Raw genomic sequence first — 25,384 nt, forward strand, 5'->3', positions numbered from 1 at the left:
AGAGAAGGATCACCTCATGACCAAGCCCGTCCTGTTCTCGGGAATGCAGCCCTCGAACGATTCGCTCCACCTCGGCAACTTCGTCGGTGCGCTCCAGCAGTGGGTCGCCCTGCAGGAGGAGTACGACGCGTACTACTGCGTCGTCGACCTGCACGCCCTGACCAGTTCACCGAACCCGGATGAGCTCCGTGCGCGGACGCGGTCAACGGCAGCGCAGTACATCGCCGCAGGCATCGACCCGTCGAAGAGTGCGCTCTTCGTGCAGTCGCACGTTCCGGCTCACACCCAGCTGTCCTGGGTGCTGAACAACATCACCGGCTTCGGCGAGGCCGGCCGGATGACCCAGTTCAAGGACAAGTCGGCGCGATTCGGGGCCGACTCCACGACGGTCGGCCTGTTCACCTACCCCGTGCTCATGGCCGCTGACATCCTGCTGTACCAGACCAACGCCGTTCCGGTCGGGGAAGACCAGCGCCAGCACCTGGAGCTGACCCGTGACCTCACCGGCCGGTTCAACAGCCGGTTCGGGGAGACCTTCACCATGCCGGAGCCGGTCATCCTCAAGGAGACGGCGAAGATCTACGACCTGCAGCACCCCACCGCGAAGATGTCGAAGTCTGCCGAGAGTGAAGCCGGCCTCATCAAGCTCCTCGACGACCCGAAGGTCAACCAGAAGAAGATCATGCGGGCGGTCACCGACGACGACGCAAGCATCCGATTCGACCGTGAGACCAAGCCGGGCGTCTCGAACCTGCTCACCGTCTTCTCGGCCATGTCGGGGTGGACCATCGACGCGATCGTGGACGAGTACGCCGGCCGTGGATACGGCGACCTGAAGAAGGGCGTCGTCGAGGCCGTCAACGCCGTCTTCGAGCCGATTCGTGCGCGCACTCTCGAGTTGCTCGACGACCCGGCAGAGCTCGACCGGATTCTCGCCGTGAACGCGGCGAAGGCGAACGAGGTCGCGGAGAAGACGCTGGCCGTCGCGTATGAGCGAATCGGCCTGCTCCGTCCGTAGGCCCGCCCGCCGGTAAGCTGAGCGCATGGATGTCGTGCGTCTCGAAACCGACCGTTTGATTCTCGACGCGCCGAACGAACGGGACATCCCGTACATCTACGCCTACTGCCAGGACCCGCTGATCCAGCAGTTCACGACAGTGCCGCAGCCGTATTCGCTCGCCGATGCCGAAGGGTTCATCTCGAAGCTGGTCAAGCCCGGCTGGGCGAGCGGCCGTGAACTCACCTGGGCGCTCCGCCGTAAGGAAGAGCCCACGATCCTCGGCGTCGTGGCCATGCGTGACTGGAACGACACCCAGGCGATGGTCGGCTACTGGCTCGGCGCTCCCTGGCGTGGCAAGGGTTACACGCCAGAGGCCGTCGGCGCGATCGCCGACTGGGTGTTCACCAACCAGTGGACCTTCCGCGATCACGCACCGAACAAGACCATCCTCTGGGAAGCCATGGTCGGCAACGTCGGGTCAGCGGTCGTCGCCCAGCGGGTCGGCTTCCGCTTCACCGGGACCGGACGCAGCGAAATCGAGCACTTCGGCCAGTTCCCGTCGAGCCACCGCGCCGAACTCCGACCGGCCGATCGCCCCGGCCCCGCACAGGGCTGGCCACCCGAGGCGCTCGCGCGGTGACGCGGCTCGCCCTCTTCGACCTCGACGACACGCTGCTCGATCATCGCGGGGCGGTCTCGCGCGGCATCGTCGAATACGTCGGCGGTCTCGACGACTTCGTCGTCGAGGATCAGGAACGCTCCGTTGCGCTGTGGCACGAGCTCGAGGACCGGCACTACCACCGCTACCTCGCCGGCGAGCTGAGTTTCGCCGGTCAGCGGCGCGCACGGGCACTCGATTTCGCGGCCGCCCACGGCGTCACCCTCGCCGACGTCGAAGCCGACCTCTGGTTCGACAGCTACTTCGAGAACTACCGGGGAGCGTGGGAGCTTTTCGACGACGCGCTCCCCTGCCTCGATCGGCTGGCGGATGCCGGATGGCGGCTCGGCGTGATCACCAACGGCGAACTGGACTACCAGCGGGTGAAGCTCGAGCGCACAGGGCTCACCGACCGTTTCGAGCACGTGGTCGCCTCAGGTTCGCTCGGCGTCGCCAAGCCGGATCCGCGGATCTTCGAACACGCCTGCGCGCTCTTCGGGGTCGGGCCGGTCGACGCCGTGTACGTCGGCGACCGGCTGCTGACGGATGCCGTCGGCGCGGCATCCGCCGGACTGACCGGTGTGTGGCTCAACCGTTTCGGCGACGAGGTCGTGCCAGGTGCGGTCGGCCACGGCGCGAGCACGACGGACCCACTCGAGCTCGCCGGGGAGTCCGGCGTGCGGACCATCGCCACGCTCGCCGAACTGTAGCGATCGGTCCCCAAGAGTCACCCGATGGATCGGTCGGTCCTGAAGGGTCACGGCGCACCGGTGTGGACGGCCCTTCCGGACCGATCGACGCCCGGCCCCGCCGCACACGCCGACGGGCCCGCCCTCGGAAGAGGACGGACCCGTCAGTGCACTGCCTGTGTGTTACGAAACGTCCTCGTCGACCCAGTCGAACGACTTCGACACGGCCTTCTTCCACAGCCGCATCTGGCGGTCGCGATCTTCGTCTGACATGGACGGCGTCCAGCGCTTGTCTTCCTGCCAGTTGCCGCGCAGGTCGTCGAGGTTGGCCCAGAAGCCGACCGCGAGGCCTGCCGCGTACGCCGCTCCGAGTGCCGTGGTCTCCGCGACGACCGGTCGGACGACCGGGACGTTGAGGATGTCGGCCTGGAACTGCATGAGGGCGTCGTTCGCGACCATGCCGCCGTCGACCTTGAGCTCGGTCAGGTCGACACCGGAGTCGGCGTTGACGGCGTCGAGCACCTCGCGGGTCTGGAACGCCGTGGCTTCCAGTGCGGCCCTGGCGATGTGTCCCTTGTTGACGAACCGGGTCAGACCGACGATGACGCCGCGGGCCTCGGGGCGCCAGTACGGAGCGAACAATCCGGAGAACGCCGGGACGATGTAAACCCCGCCGTTGTCGTCCACGGTCGTGGCGAGCGTCTCGACCTCTGGAGCCGAATTGATGATGCCGAGGTTGTCACGCAGCCACTGGATGAGCGAACCGGTCACGGCGATCGAGCCCTCGAGGGCGTAGTGCGGCTTCGCGTCGCCCAGCTTGTAGCCCAGCGTCGTGAGCAGGCCGTTCTTCGAGTGGACGATCTCCTCCCCCGTGTTGAAGATGAGGAAGTTACCCGTGCCGTACGTGTTCTTCGACTCACCGGTGTCGAATGCGGCCTGACCGAACGTCGCGGCCTGCTGGTCTCCGAGGATGCCGGCGATCGGAGTCTCGCGGAGCAGGCTCGAGCTGTGCGCGTGGCCGTAGACCTCACTCGAGGACTTGATCTCGGGGAGCATCGACTTCGGCACGTTGAACACCGAGAGGATCTCGTCGTCCCACTGGAGCGTTTCGAGGTCCATGAACAGCGTCCGGCTGGCGTTGGTGACGTCGGTGACGTGGACGCCGCCGTCGGTGCCGCCGGTGAGGTTCCAGAGCACCCAGCTGTCCGTCGTTCCGAACAGCAGGTCGCCGGCTTCGGCCTTCTCCCTGGCGCCGTCGACGTTCTCGAGGATCCAGACGATCTTCGTGCCGGAGAAGTAGGTCGCCAGCGGGAGCCCGACCTTGGGCTTGAACCGCTCGACACCTCCGTCTGCGGCGAGACGGTCGACGATCGACTGGGTGCGCGTGTCCTGCCAGACGATCGCGTTGTACACCGGCTTGCCGGTGGTCTTGTCCCACACCACAGCGGTCTCACGCTGGTTGGTGATGCCGATGGCAGCGATGTCGTGCCGGGTCAGGCTGGCCTTCGAGAGTGCCTGGCCGATGACCTCACGGGTGTTGTTCCAGATTTCGGCGGGGTCATGCTCGACCCAGCCGGCCTTCGGGAAGATCTGCTCGTGCTCGAGCTGCCCGGTCGAGATGATCGATCCGGCCTTGTCGAACACGATGGCCCGGGAACTGGTCGTTCCCTGGTCGATTGCGATGACGTAATCCGCCATGAGTAACTCCTTTGTTGGCAGTGCGGTGGTTCACAGAGGTGAGGTGCCGGCAGCACGAGGCCGCCGGCATCGATGGGTCAGCCGAGGACGGGAAGGAGGGCGATGGAGGCCCAGCCGGCGACGGCACCTCCGAGCAGCGGTCCGATGACCGGGACCCAGGAGTAGCTCCAGTCGCTTGTTCCCTTGCCCTTGATCGGGAGGAGGGCGTGCGCGATACGGGGGGCGAGGTCACGTGCAGGGTTGATCGCGTAACCGGTCGGCCCACCGAGTGAGATACCGATCGCGATAACGAGCAGTGCCACCGGCAGTGCGCCGAGGGCAGCGAGGCCGCCTGCGTCACCCTGTCGTCCGAAGGCCAGGACGATGAAGACGAGGACGAACGTGCCCACGAACTCCGTCAGAAGGTTCCAGCCGTATGTGCGGATGGCCGGACCTGTGGAGAACACGGCGAGCTTCGCACCGGCATCCTCTGACTCGTCGAAGTGCTTCTTGTACGTCAGGAAGACGAGGACAGCACCGATGAAGGCACCCAGCATCTCACCGCCGAAGTAGGTGAACGTCGAGGCGAAGTCGACCGGGATGCCCGGCTTGAACTCCTCGGTCCCCGCTGTGACCAGCCCGAGAGTGACGGCCGGGTTCAGGTGCGCCCCCGACACGTACGCGGCGATCACACCGACGTAGACAGCAAGACCCCACCCGAAGGTGATCAGGAGCCAGCCGCCGTTGAAGCCTTTCGATTTCGCCAGCACGACGTTGGCGACGACGCCACCACCGAGCAGGATGAGGAGAGCCGTTCCGACGACCTCCGAGAGAAAGATAGAGCCTAAAGTTACGTCCACGTTGACCTTCCTTGGTGTGCAGGCCCGGGTTCTGACGCCCCGGCCGGTGATGGATTTTCAATCCCCTGTGAAACGTATCGAGCTTTCTCACAGCGAAACAAGAGGGTCAGGTGAGAATGCGTGCAGGTATTGCCCTGTTCACTGGCCGTTTTGCGCCGCGACACCCACTGAGCGCGGTTCGAGCTGCACGCCGTGCACAGTTCGGAGGATCGTCGCCGCCGCATCGACTTCTGCAAGCGCCTCTTCTTCCGCCCAGCCGAGGGCGTCGGCGAGGATCCCGGCGAGCTCCTCGAGCACCGCCGTCGATGCTCCCCCGGTGAACGCGATGCTCGTCCGGCGCTGGAGCAGGTCGAGCAGGTGCACGACGTGCTCGGTCCTGATGAGCCTGGCGATCTCCTGCCTGCTGTAGTCGGGCGCGGCATCCAGCCGGGTGTCCCCGGCCTCGGCGAGCTCCTCGATGAGGCCGGTGGCGCGCGTGCCGTACCGCTCGAGCAGCTGCAGCGCGCGAGCGCTGCCCACCTCACGGGAGTTGTCGGCGAGCCAGACCTGGAGTGCGGCGTCAGATGACGGGTAGCCTGCTCCTCCACCGATCGGCATCCCGACGGTCGAGACCGTCCTCTTGCGGCCGAGCAGGTCGAGGGTCTCGGTGGAGAGGTGTTCGGCGAGCGCCCTGAACGTCGTCCACTTGCCGCCGACGAGGCTGAGCATCGTCCCGTCACCGAGCGGGGTGGGCACGATCCGGTAGTCACGGGAGACGAAGCCGGGTTCGAGGTCACCGTGGCCAGGCAGCGGGCGGATGCCGCTGAACCGGTAGACGATGTCGCCGCGGTCGACCGAGATCGCGGGGAAGACGTGCTTCACGAGGTCGAAGAAGTAGTCCACTTCCTCTTCGGTGCAGATGGCCGGCTCTCTCGGATCGGCGTCGATGTCCGTCGTGCCGACCATGACCTTGCCCTTGAGCGGGTAGATCAGCACGATGCGGCCGTCCTCGTGCTCGAAGAAGATCTCGCGGCCGCCGGTCGCAGCGAGCAGCTCGGCGTTGTCGAGCACGATGTGCGAGCCCTTCGTACCGCCCATGAGCGCGCTCGACTGGCCCAGCGCGTCGTTCGTGAGGTCCGTCCACGGCCCTGACGCGTTGATGACGACGTCTGCGGTGAAGGAGAACTCGTCTCCGGTCACGCCATCGCGCAGCCGGACGGCACCGCCGTCGAAATCGACGGCTTCGACGTAGTTCGCCGCTCGAGCGTGCGGACCGGCGTCGAGCCCGTCTCGGAGCACGTCGAGAGCGAGGCGCTCGGGGTCGTGCACGGAGGCGTCGAAGTATGTGGCGGTGTACTTGAGGTCGCTGTTCAGCTGGGGCAGTGCCGTCAGCGCTTTCTTCTTCCCCACGAAGCGGTGACGCGGAACCGAGCCGCCGTCACGCGAGAAGGAGTCGTACAGCACGAGCCCTGCCTTGATGAGCAGGGCGCCGCGTTCCTGCGGCTTGCCCTGCTTGTGGGTGAGGAACCGGAGCGGAGCAGAGATGATGCCGGAGAACGTGGAGAAGATCGGCACCGTCGTCTGTAGCGGCTTCACGTAGTGCGGTGCGATCTTCAGCAGGCCGTTGCGTTCGGTCACCGATTCCTTGACGAGCCGGAACTCGCCGTTTTCGAGGTAACGGATGCCTCCGTGGATCATGTGGCTCGATGCGGCCGAAGCTCCTGAACAGTAGTCACCGCGCTCGACGAGGGCGACATCGACGCCCTGGAGCGCGAGGTCGCGGAAAGCGGCGAGGCCGTTGATGCCTCCGCCGATGACGAGAACGCTGGCGCCGGGGCGGCTGGTGAGGGACTCGACGGATGCGCGGCGGTTTCCCGGCTGCTGTGCTGGCTGCTTCATTGCCCTGATGCTCCTGTCTGCTGACCGGTGTCGTGGCTGGGCCACCGGCATCCGGATCGCGTACTTTCTCGTGTTCTGCGATTCTTGGGGTATATTCACCAACGTGCAAACCCACTGCACAAACGTGCAAGGAGTCACATGAATCCCTCAGCCGCCGCTCACCTCAATCCCAAGACCAGGGACGCCCTCACCGCCGCCCAGTTGTACTACCTGCAGGACCTGACGATGGATGCCATCGCGCACGAGCTCCACACCTCCCGGTCGTCGGTCTCCCGCCTGCTCGGCCATGCCAGGGAGACCGGGCTCGTCGAGATCCAGGTGCGCTCACCCCTCGACATGCCCCGGCAGCTCGAGGGTGATCTGCGGACACGGTTCGGCGTCACCGCCCATGTCGTCCCGGTCCCCGACCTGACGAGCGACGTCGACCGGCTCGACCGCGTCGCGCTCTCGGCTGCACGGATTCTCGGCGGCTTCTTCGACTCGAACATGTCGATGGGCGTCGCATGGGGCTCGACGATGAGCGCCCTCTCACGCCACCTGCTGGCGAAGGCGACGCACAACTCCACGATCGTCCAGCTCAACGGTGCGGCGAACCCCCGCACGACTGGCATCCTCTACGCCAGCGAGATCCTGCAGCGATTCGGCTCGGCGTACGGCGCGACCGTCCAGCAATTCCCGGTGCCCGCCGTGTTCGACGACCCCGACACGAAGGCAGCGCTCTGGCGTGAGCGCAGCATCAGCCGGGTCGTCGAGATGCAGAAGACGCTCGACGTGATCGTCTTCGGTCTCGGGTCGCCGTTCGCAGGCGTCCCCAGCCACGTCTACATCGGCGGCTACCTCGACGACGACGACTTCGCCCAGCTGCGCTCGACCGGCGCCGTCGGCGACATCGCGACAGTGTTCTACCGGGAGGACGGCTCGACGGACGGCATCCCCCTGAACGAACGCTCGAGCGGGCCGAGCCTCGACGTGCTGCGCGGCATCGCCCGCCGGGTGTGCGTCGTGTCGGGCGAGAGCAAACTGCAGAGCCTCAGGGGGGCGCTGGCCGCCGGCCTGGTCACCGACCTGATCGTCGATTCCGGCACCGCGCGAAAGATCCTCGCGGCCTGATCCTGACGCCTGTCACAATACGCAGGAATACTGCGCGCCCTGACGCGTTGGCCATACGATAGAACAACGAAACGTGCTCCGGGGTCGGTGAGAGTCCGAACCGGCGGTGATAGTCCGCGAGTCGCACGCAGCAATGCACGCGATTGAACCGGTGGAATTCCGGTACCGACGGTTATGGGTTGTGTGGCGAAAGCTGTGCGGCCCGAGTCCGGATGGGAGGCAGCACGCGCGTCGCAGAATCTTCGGATGCCTGCAGCGCGATCGTCGACGGCGCTCGCGCCGATCGCGACACCCCGGAGCTCGTTCCCCGACGAGAAGAGATCCAATGGGTGTGAGCGACACGAGCGAGGCACAGACAGGCGCGCCTGACGCCGACGTGCTCAGTGACGCCATGCGTCGCGCTTTCCAGCTCGCCCACAACGGACCGGCCAGGGGCGTGAACCCGCAGGTCGGCTGTGTGATCCTCGACAGCGTCGGCACGGTGCTCGCCGAAGGCTGGCACCGCGGGGCAGGGACACCGCACGCCGAGGTCGACGCCCTGACCTCCCTCTCCCCCGGCCAGGCGGCTGGGGCGACAGCGGTCGTCACGCTCGAACCCTGCAACCACACCGGCAGGACGGGGCCATGCGCCCAGGCCCTCATCGACGCAGGTGTCGCGCGCGTCGTCTACGCGGTCGACGACCCTGGCGAGCGATCGCGGGGAGGGGCGGATCGCCTCCGTGCGGCTGGCGTCCATGTCCTCCCCGGTGTCCTGCGCGCTGCCGGCGAAGCGTTGCTCGGCGACTGGCTCGTCACGGCCAGACTCGGGCGACCGCTCGTCACCGCTAAGTGGGCCCAGAGCCTCGACGGCCGCGCCGCCGCGGCCGACGGCAGCAGCCAGTGGGTCACCGGGCCGGACGCCCGCGCAGACGTGCACTCGCGCCGCGCCGCCGCGGACGCCATCGGAGTGGGCACAGGAACTGTCTACAGCGACGACCCCTCCCTGACGGCCAGAACCGCGACGGGCTCGCTCTACCCGGCCCAGCCCGTCCCCGTCGTGTTCGGTCACCGCGAGCTGCCCGACACCGCGACTCTGCACGGGCACCCGCGCCCGGTGCTCCGATTCACCGGTGACGACCTCGCTGCCGACCTCGCCGACCTGCACGCCCGCGGCATCCGTTCGCTGTTCCTCGAGGGTGGCCCGACGCTGATCAGCTCCTTCATCGCTGCCGGCCTCGTCGACGAATACCTCATCTACCTCGCGCCCGCCCTGCTCGGCGGCCCGCGCACCGCTCTCACCGACATCGGCGTCGGCTCCATCTCCGACGCCAGGCGGCTCGCCGTCGATGGCGTGCACACTCTCGGCGACGACATGCTCATCGTCGCCAGGCCGAAAGGACACCACTGATCATGTTCACCGGAATCATCGAGGAGATCGGCGAGGTCACCCAGGTCGACCGCACCGCGGACGCCGCACGCATCACCGTTCGCGGTCCGCTGGCCGTGACGGGGGCCAGGCACGGAGACTCGATCTCCGTCTCGGGCGTCTGCCTCACCGTCGTCGACCAGACGCCGGACTCGTTCACCGTAGACGTGATGGCCCAGACCCTCGACATGTCGACACTCGACGGCGTCGCGCCAGGACGACGGGTCAACCTGGAGCGGGCCGCCGAAGTCGGTGACCGGCTCGGTGGCCATATCGTCCAGGGGCACATCGACGGAACGGCGACGATCCTCGCCATCACCGAGGGGAGCGCGTGGCGCGTCGTGCGGTTCAGCATCGCCGACGACCTTGCCAGGCTCGTCACCGACAAGGGATCGATCGCCGTCGACGGCATCTCCCTCACAGTGAGTGCCGTCTCGCCTGCGACCGCGCCAGAGCAGTGGTTCGAGGTCTCCCTCATTCCCGAGACCCTTGTCGCGACGACGCTGGGGCAGCGGAGCGTCGGCGACCGGGTCAACATCGAAACGGACATCCTGGCCAGGCACGTCGAGCGTATGCTCGCGATGCAGGCGGCGCAGAAATGGATTCCGGCGGAACAGTCCGCCGGCGGAAGGAGCGACGCATGAGCATCGCAACGATCCCCGAGGCGCTCGAGGCGCTCCGTCAGGGCAAACCGGTGCTCGTCGCCGACGATGAAGGCCGCGAGAACGAGGGTGACGTCATCCTCTCCGCCGAACTGGCCACCCGCGACTGGGTCGCCTGGACGGTGAGGAACACGAGCGGATACATCTGCGCCCCGATGACGAACGAGATCGCCGACCGGCTGGAACTGCCGATCATGGTCAGCGACAGCCAGGACCTGCGTCACACGGCGTACACGATCACCGTCGACGCCGCCGACCGGATCACGACGGGAATCAGCGCCGCCGACCGCGCGCACACCCTGCGCGCCCTCGGCAACCCGCAGGCGGTCCCCTCACAGCTCATCCGCCCCGGCCACATCGTCCCGCTCCGGGCCGTCGACGGCGGCGTCCGGCAGCGCCCAGGTCACACCGAAGCGGCGGTCGACCTGATGAAGCTCGCCGGGCTGACCCCTGTCGGCGCCATCTGCGAGGTCATCGACGACAACGGCGACATGATGCGCCTGCCTGGGCTCATCGCCCTCGGCGAGCGCGACGGCCTGCCGGTGATCACCATCGCCGCACTCATCGAGTACATCAACACCCACCCTGAAGCGTCTGACACCTGCTCGGGCACGCGGAAGAGCATCGACGACATCGCCCAGTCCTCCCCCGTGCTGTTCGAAGTGGAGACCAAGGTTCCCACCACGCACGGTACGTTCACGATCCGGGCCTACCGCGACAGGAACACCGGGGCGGACCACGTCGCGATCATCGCCGGGGACATCCACGGCCCGGGCGCCGTCGTCCGCGTGCACTCGGAGTGCCTGACCGGTGAGGCGTTCGGCTCACTCAAGTGCGAGTGCGGTCCGCAGCTCGACACGGCGCTCGACGCCGTGCAGCGACACGGAGGTGTGGTCATCTACCTCCGAGGGCACGAAGGGCGCGGCATCGGCCTGATCAACAAGCTCAGGGCGTACCGGCTGCAGGAGGACGGGCTCGACACCCTCGACGCCAACCTGGCTCTCGGGCTCCCCGCAGACGCCAGGAACTACCTCGCAGCGACGGCCATCCTCCAGGACCTCGGTCTCGAAGAGATCCGGCTGCTCACCAACAACCCGGAGAAGGTCCGCCAGCTCGAGGAGTACGGGGTGCGCGTCAGCGAACGTGTTCCGCTCGTCGTCGGCGTCGGCGCCTTCAACGAGTCGTATCTCGAAACAAAACGCGACCGGATGGGGCACGAATTCACCCCGACGGCGATTACGGCCGCAGGCCAGGAAAGCAGGACAACATCATGAGCGGTCAGGGATCACCCGAACTCCACGTCGACGGAACGGGACTCGACATCGTCGTCATCGCGGGAACGTGGCACGAGGAGATCAGCAACGGCCTGATCGCCGGGGCGACCGCCGCACTCAACGACTCAGGGGCATCCCACCGGCTGGTACGCGTGCCGGGCAGTTTCGAGCTGCCGGTCGCTGCGAAGGCCGCACTCGATGCTGGCGCGGACGCCGTCGTCGCTCTCGGCGTCATCATCCGCGGTGGCACACCGCACTTCGAGTACGTGTCGGATGCCGCGACGAGCGGCCTCACGCAGGTCACCATCCAGACCGGCAAGCCCGTCGGTTTCGGCGTGCTCACCCTCGATGATGAGCAGCAGGGGCTCGACCGTGCCGGGCTCCCCGGCTCGAAAGAGGACAAGGGACGCGAAGCAGCTGAGGCCGCCGTCGCCACGGCGGTCCTCCTGCGGGAACTGCGCGTCTGACCTGATCCCTTTTTGCCGCCGGGTGAACCCGGCGTAAGGTGTGTTGGTCTGCCACAAGCGGACACGCACGATTTTTCCTGTCTTCGGGGTGGCAGACGTGACCGGCCAGCCGGCATCCGAGGGCTTCCTGTTTGTCCGTTTCAGAAAGCGCCATGTCACTCACTGCCACAACACCCCCAACGGCCCCGGCCAACCCGAAGTCACGGGTCATCCTCGCGTCCCTCATCGGGACGACCATCGAGTTCTATGACTTCTACGTCTACGCCACGGCCGCAGTGCTCGTCTTCCCTCACCTCTTCTTCCCGCCGGGGAACGAGACGACGGCATTGCTGTCGTCGTTCGCCATCTTCGGCGCCGCGATGGTCGCACGCCCCCTCGGCGCTGTGTTCTTCGGGCACCTCGGCGACAAGGTCGGGCGCAAGACCACCCTTGTCGCCGCGTTGCTCACGATGGGGATCGCGACCTTCCTCATCGGTCTGCTCCCCACGTACCTCGTCATCGGCTGGTTCGCCCCGCTGCTGCTCGTGATCCTCCGTCTCGCCCAGGGCTTCGCGCTCGGCGGCGAGTGGAGTGGTGCAGCCCTGGTGGCCACGGAGAACGCCCCTGCCGGCAAGCGTGCCTGGTACGGCACCTTCCCCCAGCTCGGCGCCCCGATCGGTTTCATCATCGCCAACGGCCTGTTCCTGATCATCGCGTTCGCCCTGCCCTCAGACGACCCGTCGCGTCCGTCAGACGAGTTCCTCGACTGGGGCTGGCGCATCCCGTTCCTGTTCTCGGCCGTCATGGTCATCGTCGGCCTGTGGGTTCGCCTCAGGCTCGTCGAGAGCGACGCATTCACCAACACGGTGAAGGCAGGCAAGGTCGTCAAGCTTCCCCTGAAGCTCGTCTTCAAGAGCAACTGGCGCGAGCTCATCCTCGGCACCTTCTTCATGCTCGCCACGTACGTGCTGTTCTACCTGATGACCACGTTCTCGCTGAGCTACGGCCGTGCGCCCATCGAGCCGGCAGAGGGCCAGCAGCCCGGCCTCGGCTACAGCTACAACACCTTCGTGCTCATGCTGATCGCCGGTGTCGTGTTCTTCGGAATCTTCACGCTCCTGTCCGGTCCGTGGGCTGACAAGTTCGGCCGTCGCAAGACGCTCATCATCGTCACCTCCGGCATCATCGTGTTCGGTCTGCTCTGGGTGCCGCTGCTCGGTGCCGGCTTCATCGGCGTGATGGCGTGGCTCATCATCGGCTTCAGCCTGATGGGCATGACCTTCGGACCGATGGGCGCGCTGCTGCCCGAACTGTTCCCGACGAACGTCCGTTACACCGGCTCGGGAATCTCGTACAACGTGTCGTCGATCCTCGGTGCCGCGGTTGCGCCGTTCATCGCCGTGTGGCTGTGGGCCGTCGCTGACGGCAGCCCCGTCCTCGTCGGCGTCTACCTCGCTGTGATGGGCCTCATCACGCTCACCGCGCTGATCATCAGCAAGGAAACGAAGGACATCGACATCAACCGCTAGGTCGTCGAACCGAAAACGGATGCCGTCCAGCGAGGTGATTGCTGGACGGCATCCGTTTTTCTGCGCCATGCCTGAGCGATGGGCGCCTCGCGCGGGTCTTTCGGCCCCGCGCGGGTGAATAGACACCCGCGCGAAGCCGATTCACCCGCGCCACTAGTCGAGCGACACCCGGAGGGTGACGATCTGGAACGGACGCACCCGCAGGGTCGCGGTAGCGCCGTCGACCCCGGCGAGTGCTGTCGGTTCGGCGATCTCGCGCTCCAGCAGGTCCGTCTCGACGACCCGGCCGACCGACCCGTCGACGGTGATGGCTCCTGAGCCCCTCGCGCCCCTCGCCTCGTAGACCCGCACGATGAGGTCGCCTGAGCGGTCCTCGGCGAGCTTCACGGACTCGACCACGATCGCCGGGGAGCCGCTCACGACGAGGGGCGATGACGCCGACCCCTCGACGATGCGCAGCGGGAGGTTCAGCCGGTACCCCTCGTCTGCCGCGTCGAGGATGTCCTCGCCGATCTTCAGCGAGGTGCGGAGCACATGCCTGCCCTGGTCGGCGGTCGGGTCGGGGAACACCGGCGCCCGCAGCAGGGACTGCCGCACCAGGGTGAACGTGCCGCCTCCCTGGCTCGCTTTCCGGGTGATGTCGTGACCGTAGGTCGAGTCGTTGGCCACCGTCACACCGAACCCGGGCTCGCCGACGTGCACCCAGCGGTGCGCACAGGTCTCGAACCTGGCGGCATCCCACGACGTGTTCATGTGGGTGGGACGGTAGATGTGGCCGTACTGGATCTCTGACGCGGCCCGGTCGGCGTGCACGTCGAGCGGGAACGCCAGCTTGAGGAGCTTCTGCCGTTCGTGCCAGTCGACCGTCGTGACGATGTCGACCGCAGAGGAGTCGCCGTCGAGCGACAGCAGCTGCTCGACCGTCGACCCCCCGAACCGGCGCACGACACGGACGACGGCGCGCGCGTCGTCGATGTGGCTCAGCTCGACGGACTCGGCCGCGCGCAGGTCGGTGCCCGACCGCTGGTAGTGGTCGTCGAGGTCCCAGGCATCCCATTGGGTCGGGGTGTCCCTGAACAGCTGCAGGAGGTTTCCTGACTGCCCGTCGGGGATGGCGTTCCGGCCGGTTCCCTCGTGCAGGAGTGAGGTGAGGAGACCATCGCGGTCGATGGTGACGGTGACCACGCCGTTGGCGAGGACGAACCCGCCGTCGCGCTCCTCCGCTGTGACGGTTCCGCTGTTCACGATCCGCCCGGCAGACAGCGCTGGCACGCCTGACACGGCGAACGGGGAGGCGTTGTAGCCGACGGCATCCGCCCCGGTGGCCGGCCCGCGTCCGCCGAGTGCCGCGATGGCATCGGCGATGATCGCCTCGAGCTGCTCCGCCACTGCCGCGTAGCTGGACTCCGCCTGCTGGTGCACCCACGCGATCGAACTGCCGGGGAGGATGTCGTGGAACTGCAGGAGCAGGACGGTGTGCCACGCATCGGCGAGTTTCTCGTACGGGTACTCGGCGCCGGTGCGCACGGCGGCTGTCGCAGCCCAGAGTTCCGCTTCCCGAAGGAGGTGCTCGCTTCTCCGATTGCCCTGCTTGGTCTTCGCCTGGGAGGTGTACGTGCCGCGGTGGAACTCGAGGTAGAGCTCACCAGACCACACCGGCGGGTTCGGATAGTCGCGTTCGGCCTCTTCGAAGAAGGCGAGCGGTGTCGCCAGTTCGACGGTCGGCGACCCCTCGAGGGAGCCGAGCCTGCTGGCAGCGGCGAGCATCTCCCGGGTCGGGCCGCCCCCTCCGTTGCCGTACCCGAACGGGACGAGGGACACGTTCGACGCGCCCTTCTCCGAGTACTGGCGCTCGGCCTTGGCCAGTTCCTGCCCGGACAGAATGGAGTTGTAGGTGTCGACGGGCGGGAAGTGGGTGAACACCCGTGACCCGTCGATGCCCTCCCACGAGAAGGTGTGGTGCGGCATGAGGTTCGTCTCGTTCCAGCTGGTCTTCTGGGTGAGGAAGTACCTGGACCCGGCGGCCGCCACGATCTGCGGAAGCGCGCCGGTGTAGCCGAACGAGTCCGGCAGCCACACCTCGAGAGGTTCGACGCCGAACTCCCGCATGAAGAACGACTTGCCTGCGAGGAGCTGCCTGGCCAGCGCTTCGCCTCCCGGCATGTTCGTGTCCGATTCGACCCACATGCCGCCGACAGGGACGAACCGGCCCTCGACCGCCCGAACCCGGATCCGTTCGAACAGGTCGGGGTAGTGCTGCTTCATCCACGAGTACTGCTGGGCGGACGAGCAGGCGAATACGAAGTCCGGGTCCTGGTCCATCAGGTCGAGCACATTCGAGAACGTGCGCGCACACTTGCGGATCGTCTCGCGCAGAGGCCACAACCAGGCGGAATCGATGTGGGCGTGGCCGACAGCGATGACCCGGTGGGCGCTGGCGTATGCGGGCTGGGAGAGGACGGGAGCGAGGATGGCCCTGCCCTCAAGCGCCGTCCCGCTGATGTCGTCCGGGTCCATCCCGTCGACGACGTTCTCCAGCGCGCGCAGGATCTCGGCGTGCCGAGGCAGATCGGCGCTGAGCTCGTCGACGAGTCCTGTCAGGGTCCAGAGATCCCTGTCCAGTTCCCAGACCGCCGTGTCCAGGAGGGCGACGTCCACACGGCGGAGCCGGTAGATCGGGTCGGTCCCCGCCGTCGCCTTGTCCCCGACCGACGTGGGCCTGAAGCTCCAGTCGCTGCCGACATCCGGGTTGGATGCCGCCTCGATGTAGATGTCGATCTTCTCGCCCGGCCCGACGGTGAGCGGCACGTAGTTGTTGAACGGTTCGATCGCCTTGAGGATGTGACCGTCGGGGCTGAAGACCAGTCCCTCGGCCTGGAATCCGGCCTGGCCGGAGAGGAAGCCGAGGTCGATGACGAGTTCCACCCTGCCGTCGAAGCCGTCGGTCATGATCTCCGCCCAGCCGGCCGGGACGGTGCCGGTGACGTGGAACCACGTCGTTCCCCACGGCTTGCCCCAGGTCCGCCCTGTCTCGAACGGTTCGAAGTCGTTCTCGATGGCATCCGCGAACGGAACCGGCTCGTCGGGAATCTCCCACGCCCGAAGGTCCAGCCCGACCGAGTCGCGGTAGAGGGCCGGGCGCACGCGCTCGTCGATGAACCGTTCGATGCGGGCTCGGACCAGGGTGGAATTCTTGTGCATATGGTGCTCCTTGGTTGTTCGTGACGATCAGCCCTTGACGGCGCCGGCGAGAGCCGACGAACCGCCGAGAAGGCGCGAGACGATGACGTACAGGCCGATCACCGGTACGGAGTAGAGAAGGGAAAACGCGGCGAGCTGGCCGTATGCGACCGTGCCGTACTGCCCGAAGAACGAGAAGATGCTCACCGCTGCCGGTTGTTTGTCCGGGGAGAGCAGCAGAACGAAGGGGACGAAGAAGTTCCCCCACGCCCCGATGAACACGAAGATGAAGACCACGGCGATCCCGGGTCGCATCAGGGGGACGACGATCCTGGTGAGGGTAGACATCATCGAGGCGCCGTCCATCCAGGCCGCCTCCTCGAGGCTCACGGGGACGCCGTCCATGAAGTTCTTCGTCATGTAGATGGCCATCGGCAGGCTCGTCGCGGCCAGGAACAGGATCGTCCCCGCCGTCGAGTCGATGAGGTTGAACGCCACGAACAGGCTGTACACCGGCACCATCATGGCCGTGATGGGCAGGCAGGTGCCGAAGAGAACCCCGTACAGGAACGGCTTGTTGATTCGCATCCGGTAGCGCGACAGCGGGTACGCGGCCAGCACGGCGACGACCACGGTGATGATCGCACATCCGGCGGACAGCACGAGGGAGTTGAGCAGCGGGATGAACGCCTTCTCCGGTGTCATCACGTCGATGAAATTCTGCAGCGAGAATCGTTCGGGGAGCGCGATCGACAGCGTCGCCGTCGTGTCGACGGATGCCAGCACCAGCCAGACGAGCGGGAGGGCGAAGGCGATCGTGATGAGGACGAGCACGCTGTTCGATACGGCGCGCAGGCTTTTCCTGCTCGGTGAAGTCAGTCCCATTTCAGTCCACCTCCGGTTTGAGGGCTCGGATGTATGCGAGCGAGAATGCGGCGCCGACGAGCAGCAGGATCGTCGCTATCGCGGTGCCGAAGCCGAGCTCGCCGAACTTGAACGCCTCCTGATAGGCGAGGATCGGGAGGGTGGAGCTGTCCGTGCCAGGCCCTCCGCCCGTCATCACGAAGATCAGCGTGAACACGGACAGTGTCTGCAGTGTCGTCAGCATGAGGTTCGTCGAGATGCTCCGACGGATCATCGGCAGGGTGATGAATGCGAGCCTCTGCCAGCCGCGCGCTCCGTCGACCTCGGCCGATTCGGTGATCTCGGTCGGCACGTCCTGCAGCGCCGCCGAGTAGACGAGCATCGAGAACGCGGTCCCGCGCCAGATGTTGGCGAGGATCACGGAGATCATCGGGAAGGTGTACAGCCAGTTCGGCCCATCGATCCCGAGACCTGCGAGCATGCTGTTGAGCGTTCCTGTGTCGTTGAAAAACGCATACGCCGCGAAGGATGCCACGATCTCCGGCAGGACCCACGCGGTCACAACGAACGTTCCGACGAGACCGCGCACGAGGCGGTTCCCCGAGCGCATCAGGATGGCGAGCCCCAGGCCGAGGACGTTCTGCCCGATGATCGCCGATGCGACCAGGAAGACCAGGGTCAGCATCACCGACTTGGGAAAGTCCGGATCGGCGAACAACTCGATGTAGTTGTCGAAGCCGACGAAGGACGAGTTCTGCGCGGCGGCCCCCGACAGTGAGGCATCCGTGAGCGATCCGTAGAAGGAACTAATCACGGGGCCGAGCAGGAAGATCGTCAGGAGGACGATCGCCGGCAGCAGCGGGATGCTGCGGATCATCGATCGACGGGCGGTTCTCCTCGGCCGAACCGGACGGGGCTGGTCGCCCCGTCCGGGTCGTTCCGTGGGCCGCGCCGGGTTGAGCGTGGCCACCGGGTTACTTCGAACTCGTCGTGTTCTCGTCGCCCACGATGCCGACGACCGCCTTGTCGTACGCTGCGGCAGCATCCGCCGGACTCTGCTGGCCGGTCATGACCGCTTCCATGGCGATCGTGATCTCGTTGGAGATCTTGCCGTAGTCACTCGTGGCCGGTCGGAAGTGCGTCACCTCGACGATCTCCGAGAAGAAGCCGAAGGTGGGGTTCGCGCCCTGGTATTCCGGGTCCTCGGAGACATCGCTCCGCACGGCGATCTGGCTGGCGGCCACATCGTACGCCTGCGAGTTGTCCTTGTTGAGGGCCATGGCGATGAAGTCCCACGCGGCATCCTTGTTTGCCGACTTGGATCCCATGGCGAGGGTCCAGCCGCCTGACATGCTCGTCGCGCCGGGCTCCTGGCCGTCCTGGGTGGGCATCGGAGCCTGGCCGAGCACGTCGCTCCACTCGGGCCACGGTGAGGTTCCGCTTTCCAGCCAGGTGCCGCTCTGCCACGATCCGTCGAGGCTGATGGCGAGCTTGCCCTGCGGGAACCATTCGTTCGACACGACGGTGCCGACGTTCTTGTCGAGTGCCTGCTCCGGGGTCGGGCCGAGGCCGCCCTGGTAGAGGTCCCCGATGAAGGTCAGGGAGTCCTCGAAGCCCTGCGAGCCGGTGACCCACTTCTTCTCATCGGTGTCGTACAGGGTGTCGTCCGTGCCGTAGAGCAGCATCTCGAAGCCCTGCATCGCAGCGGCTTCACCCTGGGCCTTGCCCGAGTAGACATTGAGCGGGATCACGTCCGGCAGCTCGGACTTGACGGTCCTCGCCGCGTCGAGCACGTCCGCCCACGTCTTCGGCTCCCACGGCACGTCCAGACCTGCCTGTGCGAACAGGTCCTTGTTGTACCAGAGAGCGCGTGTGTCTGTTCCCATCGGGATGCCGTACGTCTTGCCGTCGCTGCCCAGGCCGGCTGCCTTGGCGTTGTCGTAGAACATGTCCCAGTCGGACCAGTCCTCGGTGTACTTGTCGAGCGGCGCGAGGTAGCCGGCGTCCGCATCCGACTGCACCATGAACGTGTCTTCGTACATCACATCCGGTGCCGTCGCTGCCGACTGGTTCATCAGCGCAAGCTTCGTGAAGTAGTCGTTCTGCTGTGCTTCGATCGGGACGAGCTCGACCGTGAGCCCCTCGTTCTCCGCTTCGAAGGTCTTTTTGACCTCTTTCATGTGGGCATCGAGCTGCGTGAAGTTGCCGAACTTCTGGTAGGCGACCTTGACGGTCTTGCCGTCGCCTTCTGAACCGCCTGCCGAACATCCGGTCAGGGCGAGCGCCGCGACGGCGCTGACTGCGACGATCGTGAACAGTGATTTCTTCATCGATTCTCCTGTGATCCTGGCCGCTCGGACCGGCGTCGGTGCCGGCTCGAGCGGGTGGTGCCTGAATGGAACGTGGTCGAAATGGAAAGGTCTCTGACGTGGTCAGTACAGGTTGCGCCACTGGCTGGGAGCCCAGCCGAGCACGGCGTAGATCTGCACCATGGCCGCCTGGTCGAGCAATTGGGTGGTCTCCCCGTCGAACGAGAACAGGCCTGTCGCCGCGTCGCGGTTGGTCTCCCAGACGTGGTCGGCGTAGTCCTTCATCGCGCCGCGGTAGTGGGATCCGCCTGTCACCGACTCGAGCAGCAGCAGGTTCTTGAAGTAGATCGAGTTGAAGAATGCCGGCTGGGCTTCCAGACGTCCGTCGGCGTAGAACGCTTCGGCCGCGCTGGCGATCCTCTTGGCTTCGGTCAGGTAGCCACGATCCCCCGTCGCTTCGTAGAGCAGCACGTTGACGCCGATCGGCACGCCCTGGTTGTAGGACCAGACCGTCGATTCGATGGTGCCGTCGAGGCTCATGTGATCGTTGTAGAGCCCGTCCGGCCGCTGCAGGTAGGTGTTCGTCCATTCGTACATCCGCAGCGCCCAGTCGAGGTAGTGCTTCTCGCCGGTGATCTCGTGGAGCCGCAGTCCGAGCTGGGCGGCAGGCATGGTCGAGACCGTGTTCCTGTCTGTGCTCCACGGGGCCTGCGTCCAGAAGACGCCGCCGGGGTTCGCGTGGCTGGTGTCGGTGTCCCAACCGGAAACGGTGAGCTCGAAGATCTGCTCGGCACGCTCAAGCGCGAACTCGTCTCCGTCGGTCAGGTACCGCTGAGCGTCGAGGAGCCCGACCCAGAGGTTGTCGTCGTAGAAGTAGTCGCCGCCGTTGCCGTACTCGCCGACGGGGTATGACGCGTATCCGGGCAGACCGGTCGATCCTCCGTCAGCGTCCCAATAATGTTCCTGGGCGGCTGCGGCGACCGCGAGCGGCTTGTCGTACGCCCGGCCGTGGGCACCGGGCAGGTTGGCGAGGTCGGCGATGGCGATGTGCGCCTGGGAGAACGGCCACTCGTACGAGTACGGGTTGTCGCCCGACTCGAACGGGTACTGCTCGTGGTACAGGCCGGAGCCGTCATCGGCCGCCAGGTAGGTCTCCATCGCGTCGAGGGATGCAGCGGCGCGTTTCACCGTGTTGTTGTCGTCGGAACCGGGGTGCCCTCCAGGCGTGGCGCCTGCTGGGGTGAGAGGACTGATGAGGACGAGGACGGCGGCAGCGACCGCGGTCGTGACTGGGCGCGAGATTTTCACGGATTCTCCTTTGATTCCGAACGCGTCCCGTCCTGGCGTCAGTGCCGGTGGCCGCGTGTCTCGTATAAATAAATCGTATGGATTTATTAATGTCAAGCCTTTTCCTCCGTCCCCCGGACGGGGTGGGTCGCCTCAGGAGGTCAACCGGAGATGAGAAGCGCAGAAGGCCGCGGCGAGAGGACGTTGTCGAGCACCAGACATGCGGCCCCGATCGCCGCGACGTCGTCGCCGCCCGTCGACTCGCCCACGGCGACGGGATGCGTCGTGACGAGGGCCTTCGATGTGTTGATCAGTTCGGGAAGCCGGGGCAGCAACACACCGGCCACCTGGGTCCAGTACGGCCCGCCGAAGACGACCCGGTCGAGGTCGAGAAGGTTGGCGATCGTCACGACGGCGACGGCCACCCGGTCGGCTACCTCGTCGAGGATGCGTGTGGCGCCCGCGTCGCCTTCTGCGGCGAGGGTCGCGAGCTGCGCGAGCCCGTCGTCGACGCTGAGCGGACCGTCTGCCGCGGCGAGCACACCACGGGCCACGGCGAGGTCGACGAGCCGCCTGGGCATGATCGAGTCGCCGAGGCATCCGCGGCGCCCGCATGAGGAGCACACGGGCCCGTCGGCGTCGACGATGATGTGCCCGGCGTCTCCCGAGTTCTTCGTCGCTCCCCGAACGACCTCGTGCCCGAGGGCGAGGCCGACGCCGACCCCCGTGCCGTAGTAGAAGAACATGAAGTCGTCGCGTTCGTGCGCCTTGCTCGTCCACAATTCGGCGACCGCCGCGGCCGTCACATCCTTCTCGAGCAGGACGAGGAAACCGGTGGCCTCGGCGAGAGCGTCCCGGAGGGCCACGACGTGCCAGCCCTCGAGCAGCGGGGGGTCGAGCACCACTCCCCTGTCCAGGTCGACGGGTCCCGGCGCCGCGATCCCCACTCCGAGGATGCGGGCGCGCTCCACGCCTGAGTCCACGATGAGGGACTCGATGGATTCGCTCATCCCGTCGATCACGCGCTCGGGACTCACATCGGACGGCGTTCGAGTCGACGCGCTGGCGACGACACGGCCGTCGAGGTCGAGGATGACGTATGTGATCACGGCGGGGTCGATGTGCACACCGATGGCGAAGCATCCGGACGGGTCCAGCCGGAGAATCGTGCGCGGTTTGCCGACGCCGTTGATCTTCTGTCCGCCCTCGACGACGATCCCGGCGTCGAGGAGACGGCGGGAGACGTTGGAGACGGTCTGTGCGCTCAACCCCGTCTGCTGTGCGATCTCGACCCGGCTGACGCCGTCGCGGGTCCGGCGAATCGTGTCAAGAATGACGGTCTGATTGAACCCGCCTAGCGCGTGGACGTTCGTGCCCCGTCTCATCCGACCTCCTCATCGCCCACGGCCAGCGCGTGCGGCCGGTACGTGACCAGTATGCCGTCGGGAGCGGTGGCATCCGGTGTTCTGCGGAGCAACAGGGCCGTTCGCGCGGGTCTTCCGGCCTCGCGCGGGTGAAAAAACACCCGCGCGGGGCCGATTCACCCGCGCGGGGCGGTCGCGATCGCGCGGTGCGGACACCGGTCAGTAGGCGCTGATGCCCCCACCGATCAGGCTGACACCGAGGACGAGGTACAGCACCGTCAGGATGGTCGCGCTGTTCCGCCCGAGCCAGTCCCTGAGTTCGAGGAGCGGCCGGCGCCACGGCTCGACCGCGGCCATTCCACCGACGACGACGATGAGCATGCTCGACGCGGCGATCACCACGAAGACGAGGAGCACGACGATCACCTCACGCGGCCGGAAGTCCGCGCCACCGATGGTGAGTCCTGCTGCGACACCCAGGGTGAGGTTCTTCGGAGAGGCGGCAGCGAGGCCGAAACCCAGCGCGAGCCCCTGCGGCACGGTCATCGAGTCGAGGGCCGCGACCCACGGCGGAAGCACCGGCGCCCGCCCCGGTAGCGGCCGGATCCGCCATTCGCCGAGCGCGAGGGAGAGCAGGAGCGCCCCGAGCAGAAGGAGGATCGTCCCTGCGACCGGCCGCGAGGCATCCGGTGAGCTCTCAGGAAGGAGACCGGCGAGGACCGAGATGACGAGCACGGGGACGATGACGCCGATCAGCCAGCCGCCGAGGAAGCCGAGGCCTGCCGCGTTGCCGCGGGGCGAGAGCACGAGGGTGATGGCCGCGAACAGCGGAATGGGGCTGAGGGCGATACCGAGCGCGCTGGTGAGGATGTCACCGATGATCGAACCCATGCTGCGCTCCTTCGAAACGGATAGGCCCCCAAGCATAATCGTGCGGGCACTGCGGGGCGTTGCCTAACGACCCCACGTCAACACAAGTTGACATCGCGAATGCCGTCAACTACGGTTGACGGCATGAGCACAGGAACCATCGGCACACTCGCCGCGGAGGCCGGGTCGGACGACCCATACACGGCCCTGCGGGCGATCGCTAAACTTCATACAGAGCTCGATCGCGTCGAAGCGGTCGCCGTGCGCCGTGCGCGCAACCAGAACGCCTCCTGGCAACTGATCGCCCTCGCCCTCGGCGTCAGCCGCCAGGCCGTGCACAAGAAGTATGGCCGAAAGTGACCCCCACCCGTTCCACCGTCAGGACCCGGATGTCTGCCTCCACCTCCACCCGCCCTCCGCGTCGTTCCCCGTTCGCGAGACCACGACCAGACGACGGCCCACGGGCACGGTTCAGCCAGCTCGTCCCCTACCTGTTCGAGCACAAGCGCGTGCTCTGGTTCGTCATCCTGCTCAGCATCCTCGGCTCCGCCGCTTCGCTGGCCCAGCCGCTCCTCGTCGGCCAGGTCATCGGCGTCGTCGAGAAGGGCGAACCCCTGGACGGACTGGTGTGGGGACTCATCGCCCTCGTCGTCATCTCAGGCGTCATCGCCGGTTACCAGCACTACCTGCTCCAGCGCACCGGCGAAGGCGTCGTCCTGTCGTCAAGGCGCCGCCTGGTCGGACGGATGCTGAATCTCCCGATCTCGGAGTTCGACACCCGCCGCACCGGCGACCTCGTCTCGCGCGTCGGCAGTGACACGACGCTCCTCCGGGCCGTCCTCACCCAGGGCCTGATCGAGGCCGTCGGCGGAACGATCACCTTCGTCGGCGCGCTCATCGCCATGCTGATCATCGACCCGGTGCTTCTCGGCCTGACCTCACTCGTCATCGCCGTGTCGATCGTCGTCGTCACCCTCCTCTCCGGCCGCATCCGTGTGGCCAGCCAGCGTGCACAGACCAAGGTCGGCGACCTCGCCGCCAGCGTCGAACGGGCCATCAGCGCCGTCAGAACTGTGCGTGCCTCCAACGCGACCGAGCGTGAGGTCGCGAGCATCGACAAGGATGCCACCGGCGCGTGGGAGATGGGACTCCAGGTCGCCCGCATCTCGGCCCTCGTCGTTCCTGTCGCCGGGATCGCGCTTCAGGTGTCGTTCCTCGTCGTCCTCGGCGTCGGCGGATTCCGTGTGGCCAGCGGCGCCATCACCGTCGCGAGCCTCGTCACCTTCATCCTTTTCCTGTTCATGATGGTCATGCCCCTCGGCCAGGCCTTCGGCGCCATCTCGGCGACGAACCAGGCCCTCGGCGCCCTCGGGCGGATCCAGGAGATCATCGACCTTCCTGTCGAGGATTCAGCGGATGCGACGATCGCCGCGTCAGTGACCGCCCCGGGCATCGCGTCGGCCGATGCTGCTGCCATCGAGTTCGATGACGTCGTATTCGCCTACCCGACAGGCGCGGTGCCGCCGGAGGCACCTGCGGATGGCGCCACACCGGCCGGGCCCCTCGACGTCCCCGGCGATGCCGATCCCGGCGAGCTCGATCAGAGCGCTCAGGTCGGGACCACCGGCGGCCAGGACGAGCCTGTGCTCCGCGGAGTCAGCTTCACGGCCGCGCGGGGCCAGCGCACTGCGCTCGTCGGGCCGTCAGGCGCAGGCAAGTCCACGATCCTCGGGCTGATCGAGCGCTTCTACGACCCTGAGGCCGGCTCGATCCGATTCGGCGGGGTGGACATCCGCACGATGCCCCGCACGACCCTGCGTTCGCAGATCGGCTACGTCGAACAGGATGCCCCCGTGCTCGCCGGCTCGCTGCGCGACAACCTCCTGCTGTCGACGCCGGACGCCACGGACGAGGACTGCATCAGGGTCCTCCACGCCGTGAACCTCACCGAGGTGCTCGACAGGAACCCGCAGGGACTCGACGCGCCCGTCGGCGAGGACGGGATCATGCTGTCAGGCGGGGAGCGCCAGCGCCTGGCCATCGCGCGGGCGATCCTTGCGGCGCCGCCGATCCTGCTGCTCGACGAGTCGACGTCCTCACTCGACGGCGTGAACGAGCAGAAGATGCGTCTGGCCATCGACGCCGTCGCCGAGAACAGGACGCTCATCGTCATCGCGCACCGGCTCTCGACCGTCGTCGACAGCGACACGATCGTCGTGCTCGACCATGGCCGGGTGATCGGGACGGGAACGCACTCCGAGCTCGTGGCATCCGTGCCGCTCTACCGCGACCTCGCCAAGCACCAGCTGCTGGTCTGACGCG

General features: G+C 66.7%; 21 protein-coding genes and 1 riboswitch. Of the genes, 11 read left to right on the plus strand and 10 right to left on the minus strand.

Features of this window, described 5'->3' with window-relative positions; translation table 11 throughout:
• Positions 1–16: 16 nt before the first annotated feature.
• The 3 genes from trpS to AC1M0F_RS08535 are packed head-to-tail and all read left to right on the plus strand — an operon-like array spanning position 17 to position 2,368.
• A complete protein-coding gene (trpS, locus tag AC1M0F_RS08525) occupies positions 17–1,018 on the plus strand; it encodes a tryptophan--tRNA ligase (RefSeq protein ID WP_480237798.1) in 1,002 nt (333 codons plus the stop codon).
• Between the two features lie 25 nt (positions 1,019–1,043).
• Positions 1,044–1,640, plus strand: coding sequence for a GNAT family N-acetyltransferase (locus AC1M0F_RS08530; protein WP_480237799.1), 597 nt, complete (start codon positions 1,044–1,046; stop codon positions 1,638–1,640).
• Positions 1,637–2,368 carry an HAD family hydrolase gene (locus tag AC1M0F_RS08535; protein WP_480237800.1) on the plus strand — a complete coding sequence of 244 codons (732 nt, stop codon included), beginning with the start codon at positions 1,637–1,639 and terminating at the stop codon, positions 2,366–2,368. The genes AC1M0F_RS08530 and AC1M0F_RS08535 overlap by 4 nt, the downstream gene beginning before the upstream one ends.
• Positions 2,369–2,530: 162 nt before the next feature.
• On the opposite strand, the gene glpK is transcribed toward AC1M0F_RS08535, so the two are convergent.
• The 3 genes from glpK to AC1M0F_RS08550 form a co-directional block, all read right to left on the minus strand.
• Positions 2,531–4,045, minus strand: coding sequence for a glycerol kinase GlpK (gene glpK, locus AC1M0F_RS08540; RefSeq protein ID WP_480237801.1), 1,515 nt, complete (start codon positions 4,043–4,045; stop codon positions 2,531–2,533).
• A gap of 77 nt (positions 4,046–4,122) precedes the next feature.
• On the minus strand, positions 4,123–4,884 hold the full coding sequence (locus AC1M0F_RS08545; RefSeq protein WP_480237802.1) for an MIP/aquaporin family protein: 762 nt from the start codon (positions 4,882–4,884) through the stop codon (positions 4,123–4,125).
• 138 nt (positions 4,885–5,022) lie between these two features.
• On the minus strand, positions 5,023–6,762 hold the full coding sequence (locus AC1M0F_RS08550; RefSeq protein WP_480237803.1) for a glycerol-3-phosphate dehydrogenase/oxidase: 1,740 nt from the start codon (positions 6,760–6,762) through the stop codon (positions 5,023–5,025).
• Positions 6,763–6,900: 138 nt separating this feature from the next.
• Between AC1M0F_RS08550 and AC1M0F_RS08555 the strand changes: the two genes are divergently transcribed.
• From AC1M0F_RS08555 to AC1M0F_RS08580, 6 genes are all read left to right on the plus strand, one after another.
• Positions 6,901–7,872, plus strand: a complete 972-nt coding sequence (locus AC1M0F_RS08555) for a sugar-binding transcriptional regulator (protein ID WP_480237804.1) — start codon at positions 6,901–6,903, stop codon at positions 7,870–7,872.
• Between the two features lie 70 nt (positions 7,873–7,942).
• Positions 7,943–8,101, plus strand: a riboswitch (FMN riboswitch).
• Between the two features lie 96 nt (positions 8,102–8,197).
• A complete protein-coding gene (gene ribD / locus AC1M0F_RS08560; protein WP_480237805.1) occupies positions 8,198–9,259 on the plus strand; it encodes a bifunctional diaminohydroxyphosphoribosylaminopyrimidine deaminase/5-amino-6-(5-phosphoribosylamino)uracil reductase RibD in 1,062 nt (353 codons plus the stop codon).
• Between the two features lie 2 nt (positions 9,260–9,261).
• Positions 9,262–9,921 (plus strand): riboflavin synthase, encoded by a 660-nt coding sequence (locus tag AC1M0F_RS08565; RefSeq protein WP_480237806.1) that lies wholly within the window; start codon positions 9,262–9,264, stop codon positions 9,919–9,921.
• Complete coding sequence (ribA, locus tag AC1M0F_RS08570) at positions 9,918–11,213, plus strand: GTP cyclohydrolase II (RefSeq protein WP_480237807.1); 1,296 nt, start codon at positions 9,918–9,920, stop codon at positions 11,211–11,213. The genes AC1M0F_RS08565 and ribA overlap by 4 nt, the downstream gene beginning before the upstream one ends.
• On the plus strand, positions 11,210–11,680 hold the full coding sequence (gene ribH / locus AC1M0F_RS08575; protein ID WP_480237808.1) for a 6,7-dimethyl-8-ribityllumazine synthase: 471 nt from the start codon (positions 11,210–11,212) through the stop codon (positions 11,678–11,680). Before ribA ends, ribH begins: the two co-directional genes overlap by 4 nt.
• A 152-nt stretch (positions 11,681–11,832) precedes the next feature.
• On the plus strand, positions 11,833–13,188 hold the full coding sequence (locus AC1M0F_RS08580; protein ID WP_480237809.1) for an MFS transporter: 1,356 nt from the start codon (positions 11,833–11,835) through the stop codon (positions 13,186–13,188).
• A 153-nt stretch (positions 13,189–13,341) separates the two neighbouring features.
• Here AC1M0F_RS08580 and AC1M0F_RS08585 read toward each other — a convergent pair whose 3' ends face one another.
• The 7 genes from AC1M0F_RS08585 to AC1M0F_RS08615 all read right to left on the minus strand — a co-directional run bounded on the left by AC1M0F_RS08585 (position 13,342) and on the right by AC1M0F_RS08615 (position 23,083).
• Positions 13,342–16,389, minus strand: coding sequence for an alpha-mannosidase (locus AC1M0F_RS08585; RefSeq protein ID WP_480237810.1), 3,048 nt, complete (start codon positions 16,387–16,389; stop codon positions 13,342–13,344).
• 27 nt (positions 16,390–16,416) lie between these two features.
• Positions 16,417–17,253: a carbohydrate ABC transporter permease gene (locus AC1M0F_RS08590; RefSeq protein WP_480237811.1), complete on the minus strand. Its 837-nt coding sequence runs from the start codon at positions 17,251–17,253 to the stop codon at positions 16,417–16,419.
• Position 17,254: 1 nt separating this feature from the next.
• Entirely contained in the window at positions 17,255–18,109 is an 855-nt protein-coding gene (locus AC1M0F_RS08595; RefSeq protein WP_480237812.1) for a carbohydrate ABC transporter permease, read from the minus strand.
• 97 nt (positions 18,110–18,206) lie between these two features.
• Entirely contained in the window at positions 18,207–19,562 is a 1,356-nt protein-coding gene (locus tag AC1M0F_RS08600; RefSeq protein ID WP_480237813.1) for an extracellular solute-binding protein, read from the minus strand.
• 102 nt (positions 19,563–19,664) lie between these two features.
• Positions 19,665–20,849: a glycoside hydrolase family 76 protein gene (locus AC1M0F_RS08605; RefSeq protein WP_480237814.1), complete on the minus strand. Its 1,185-nt coding sequence runs from the start codon at positions 20,847–20,849 to the stop codon at positions 19,665–19,667.
• 140 nt (positions 20,850–20,989) lie between these two features.
• Entirely contained in the window at positions 20,990–22,213 is a 1,224-nt protein-coding gene (locus tag AC1M0F_RS08610; protein WP_480237815.1) for an ROK family protein, read from the minus strand.
• A gap of 198 nt (positions 22,214–22,411) precedes the next feature.
• Positions 22,412–23,083 carry a GAP family protein gene (locus AC1M0F_RS08615; RefSeq protein WP_480237816.1) on the minus strand — a complete coding sequence of 224 codons (672 nt, stop codon included), beginning with the start codon at positions 23,081–23,083 and terminating at the stop codon, positions 22,412–22,414.
• Between the two features lie 123 nt (positions 23,084–23,206).
• Between AC1M0F_RS08615 and AC1M0F_RS08620 the strand changes: the two genes are divergently transcribed.
• Complete coding sequence (locus tag AC1M0F_RS08620; RefSeq protein ID WP_480237817.1) at positions 23,207–23,422, plus strand: hypothetical protein; 216 nt, start codon at positions 23,207–23,209, stop codon at positions 23,420–23,422.
• A gap of 29 nt (positions 23,423–23,451) precedes the next feature.
• The gene (locus tag AC1M0F_RS08625; RefSeq protein ID WP_480237818.1) at positions 23,452–25,380 is read left to right on the plus strand and encodes an ABC transporter ATP-binding protein; all 1,929 of its coding nucleotides are present in this window, start codon (positions 23,452–23,454) and stop codon (positions 25,378–25,380) included.
• Positions 25,381–25,384: the final 4 nt, after the last annotated feature.

The organism is Mycetocola sp. Y719 (genome assembly GCF_056713205.1).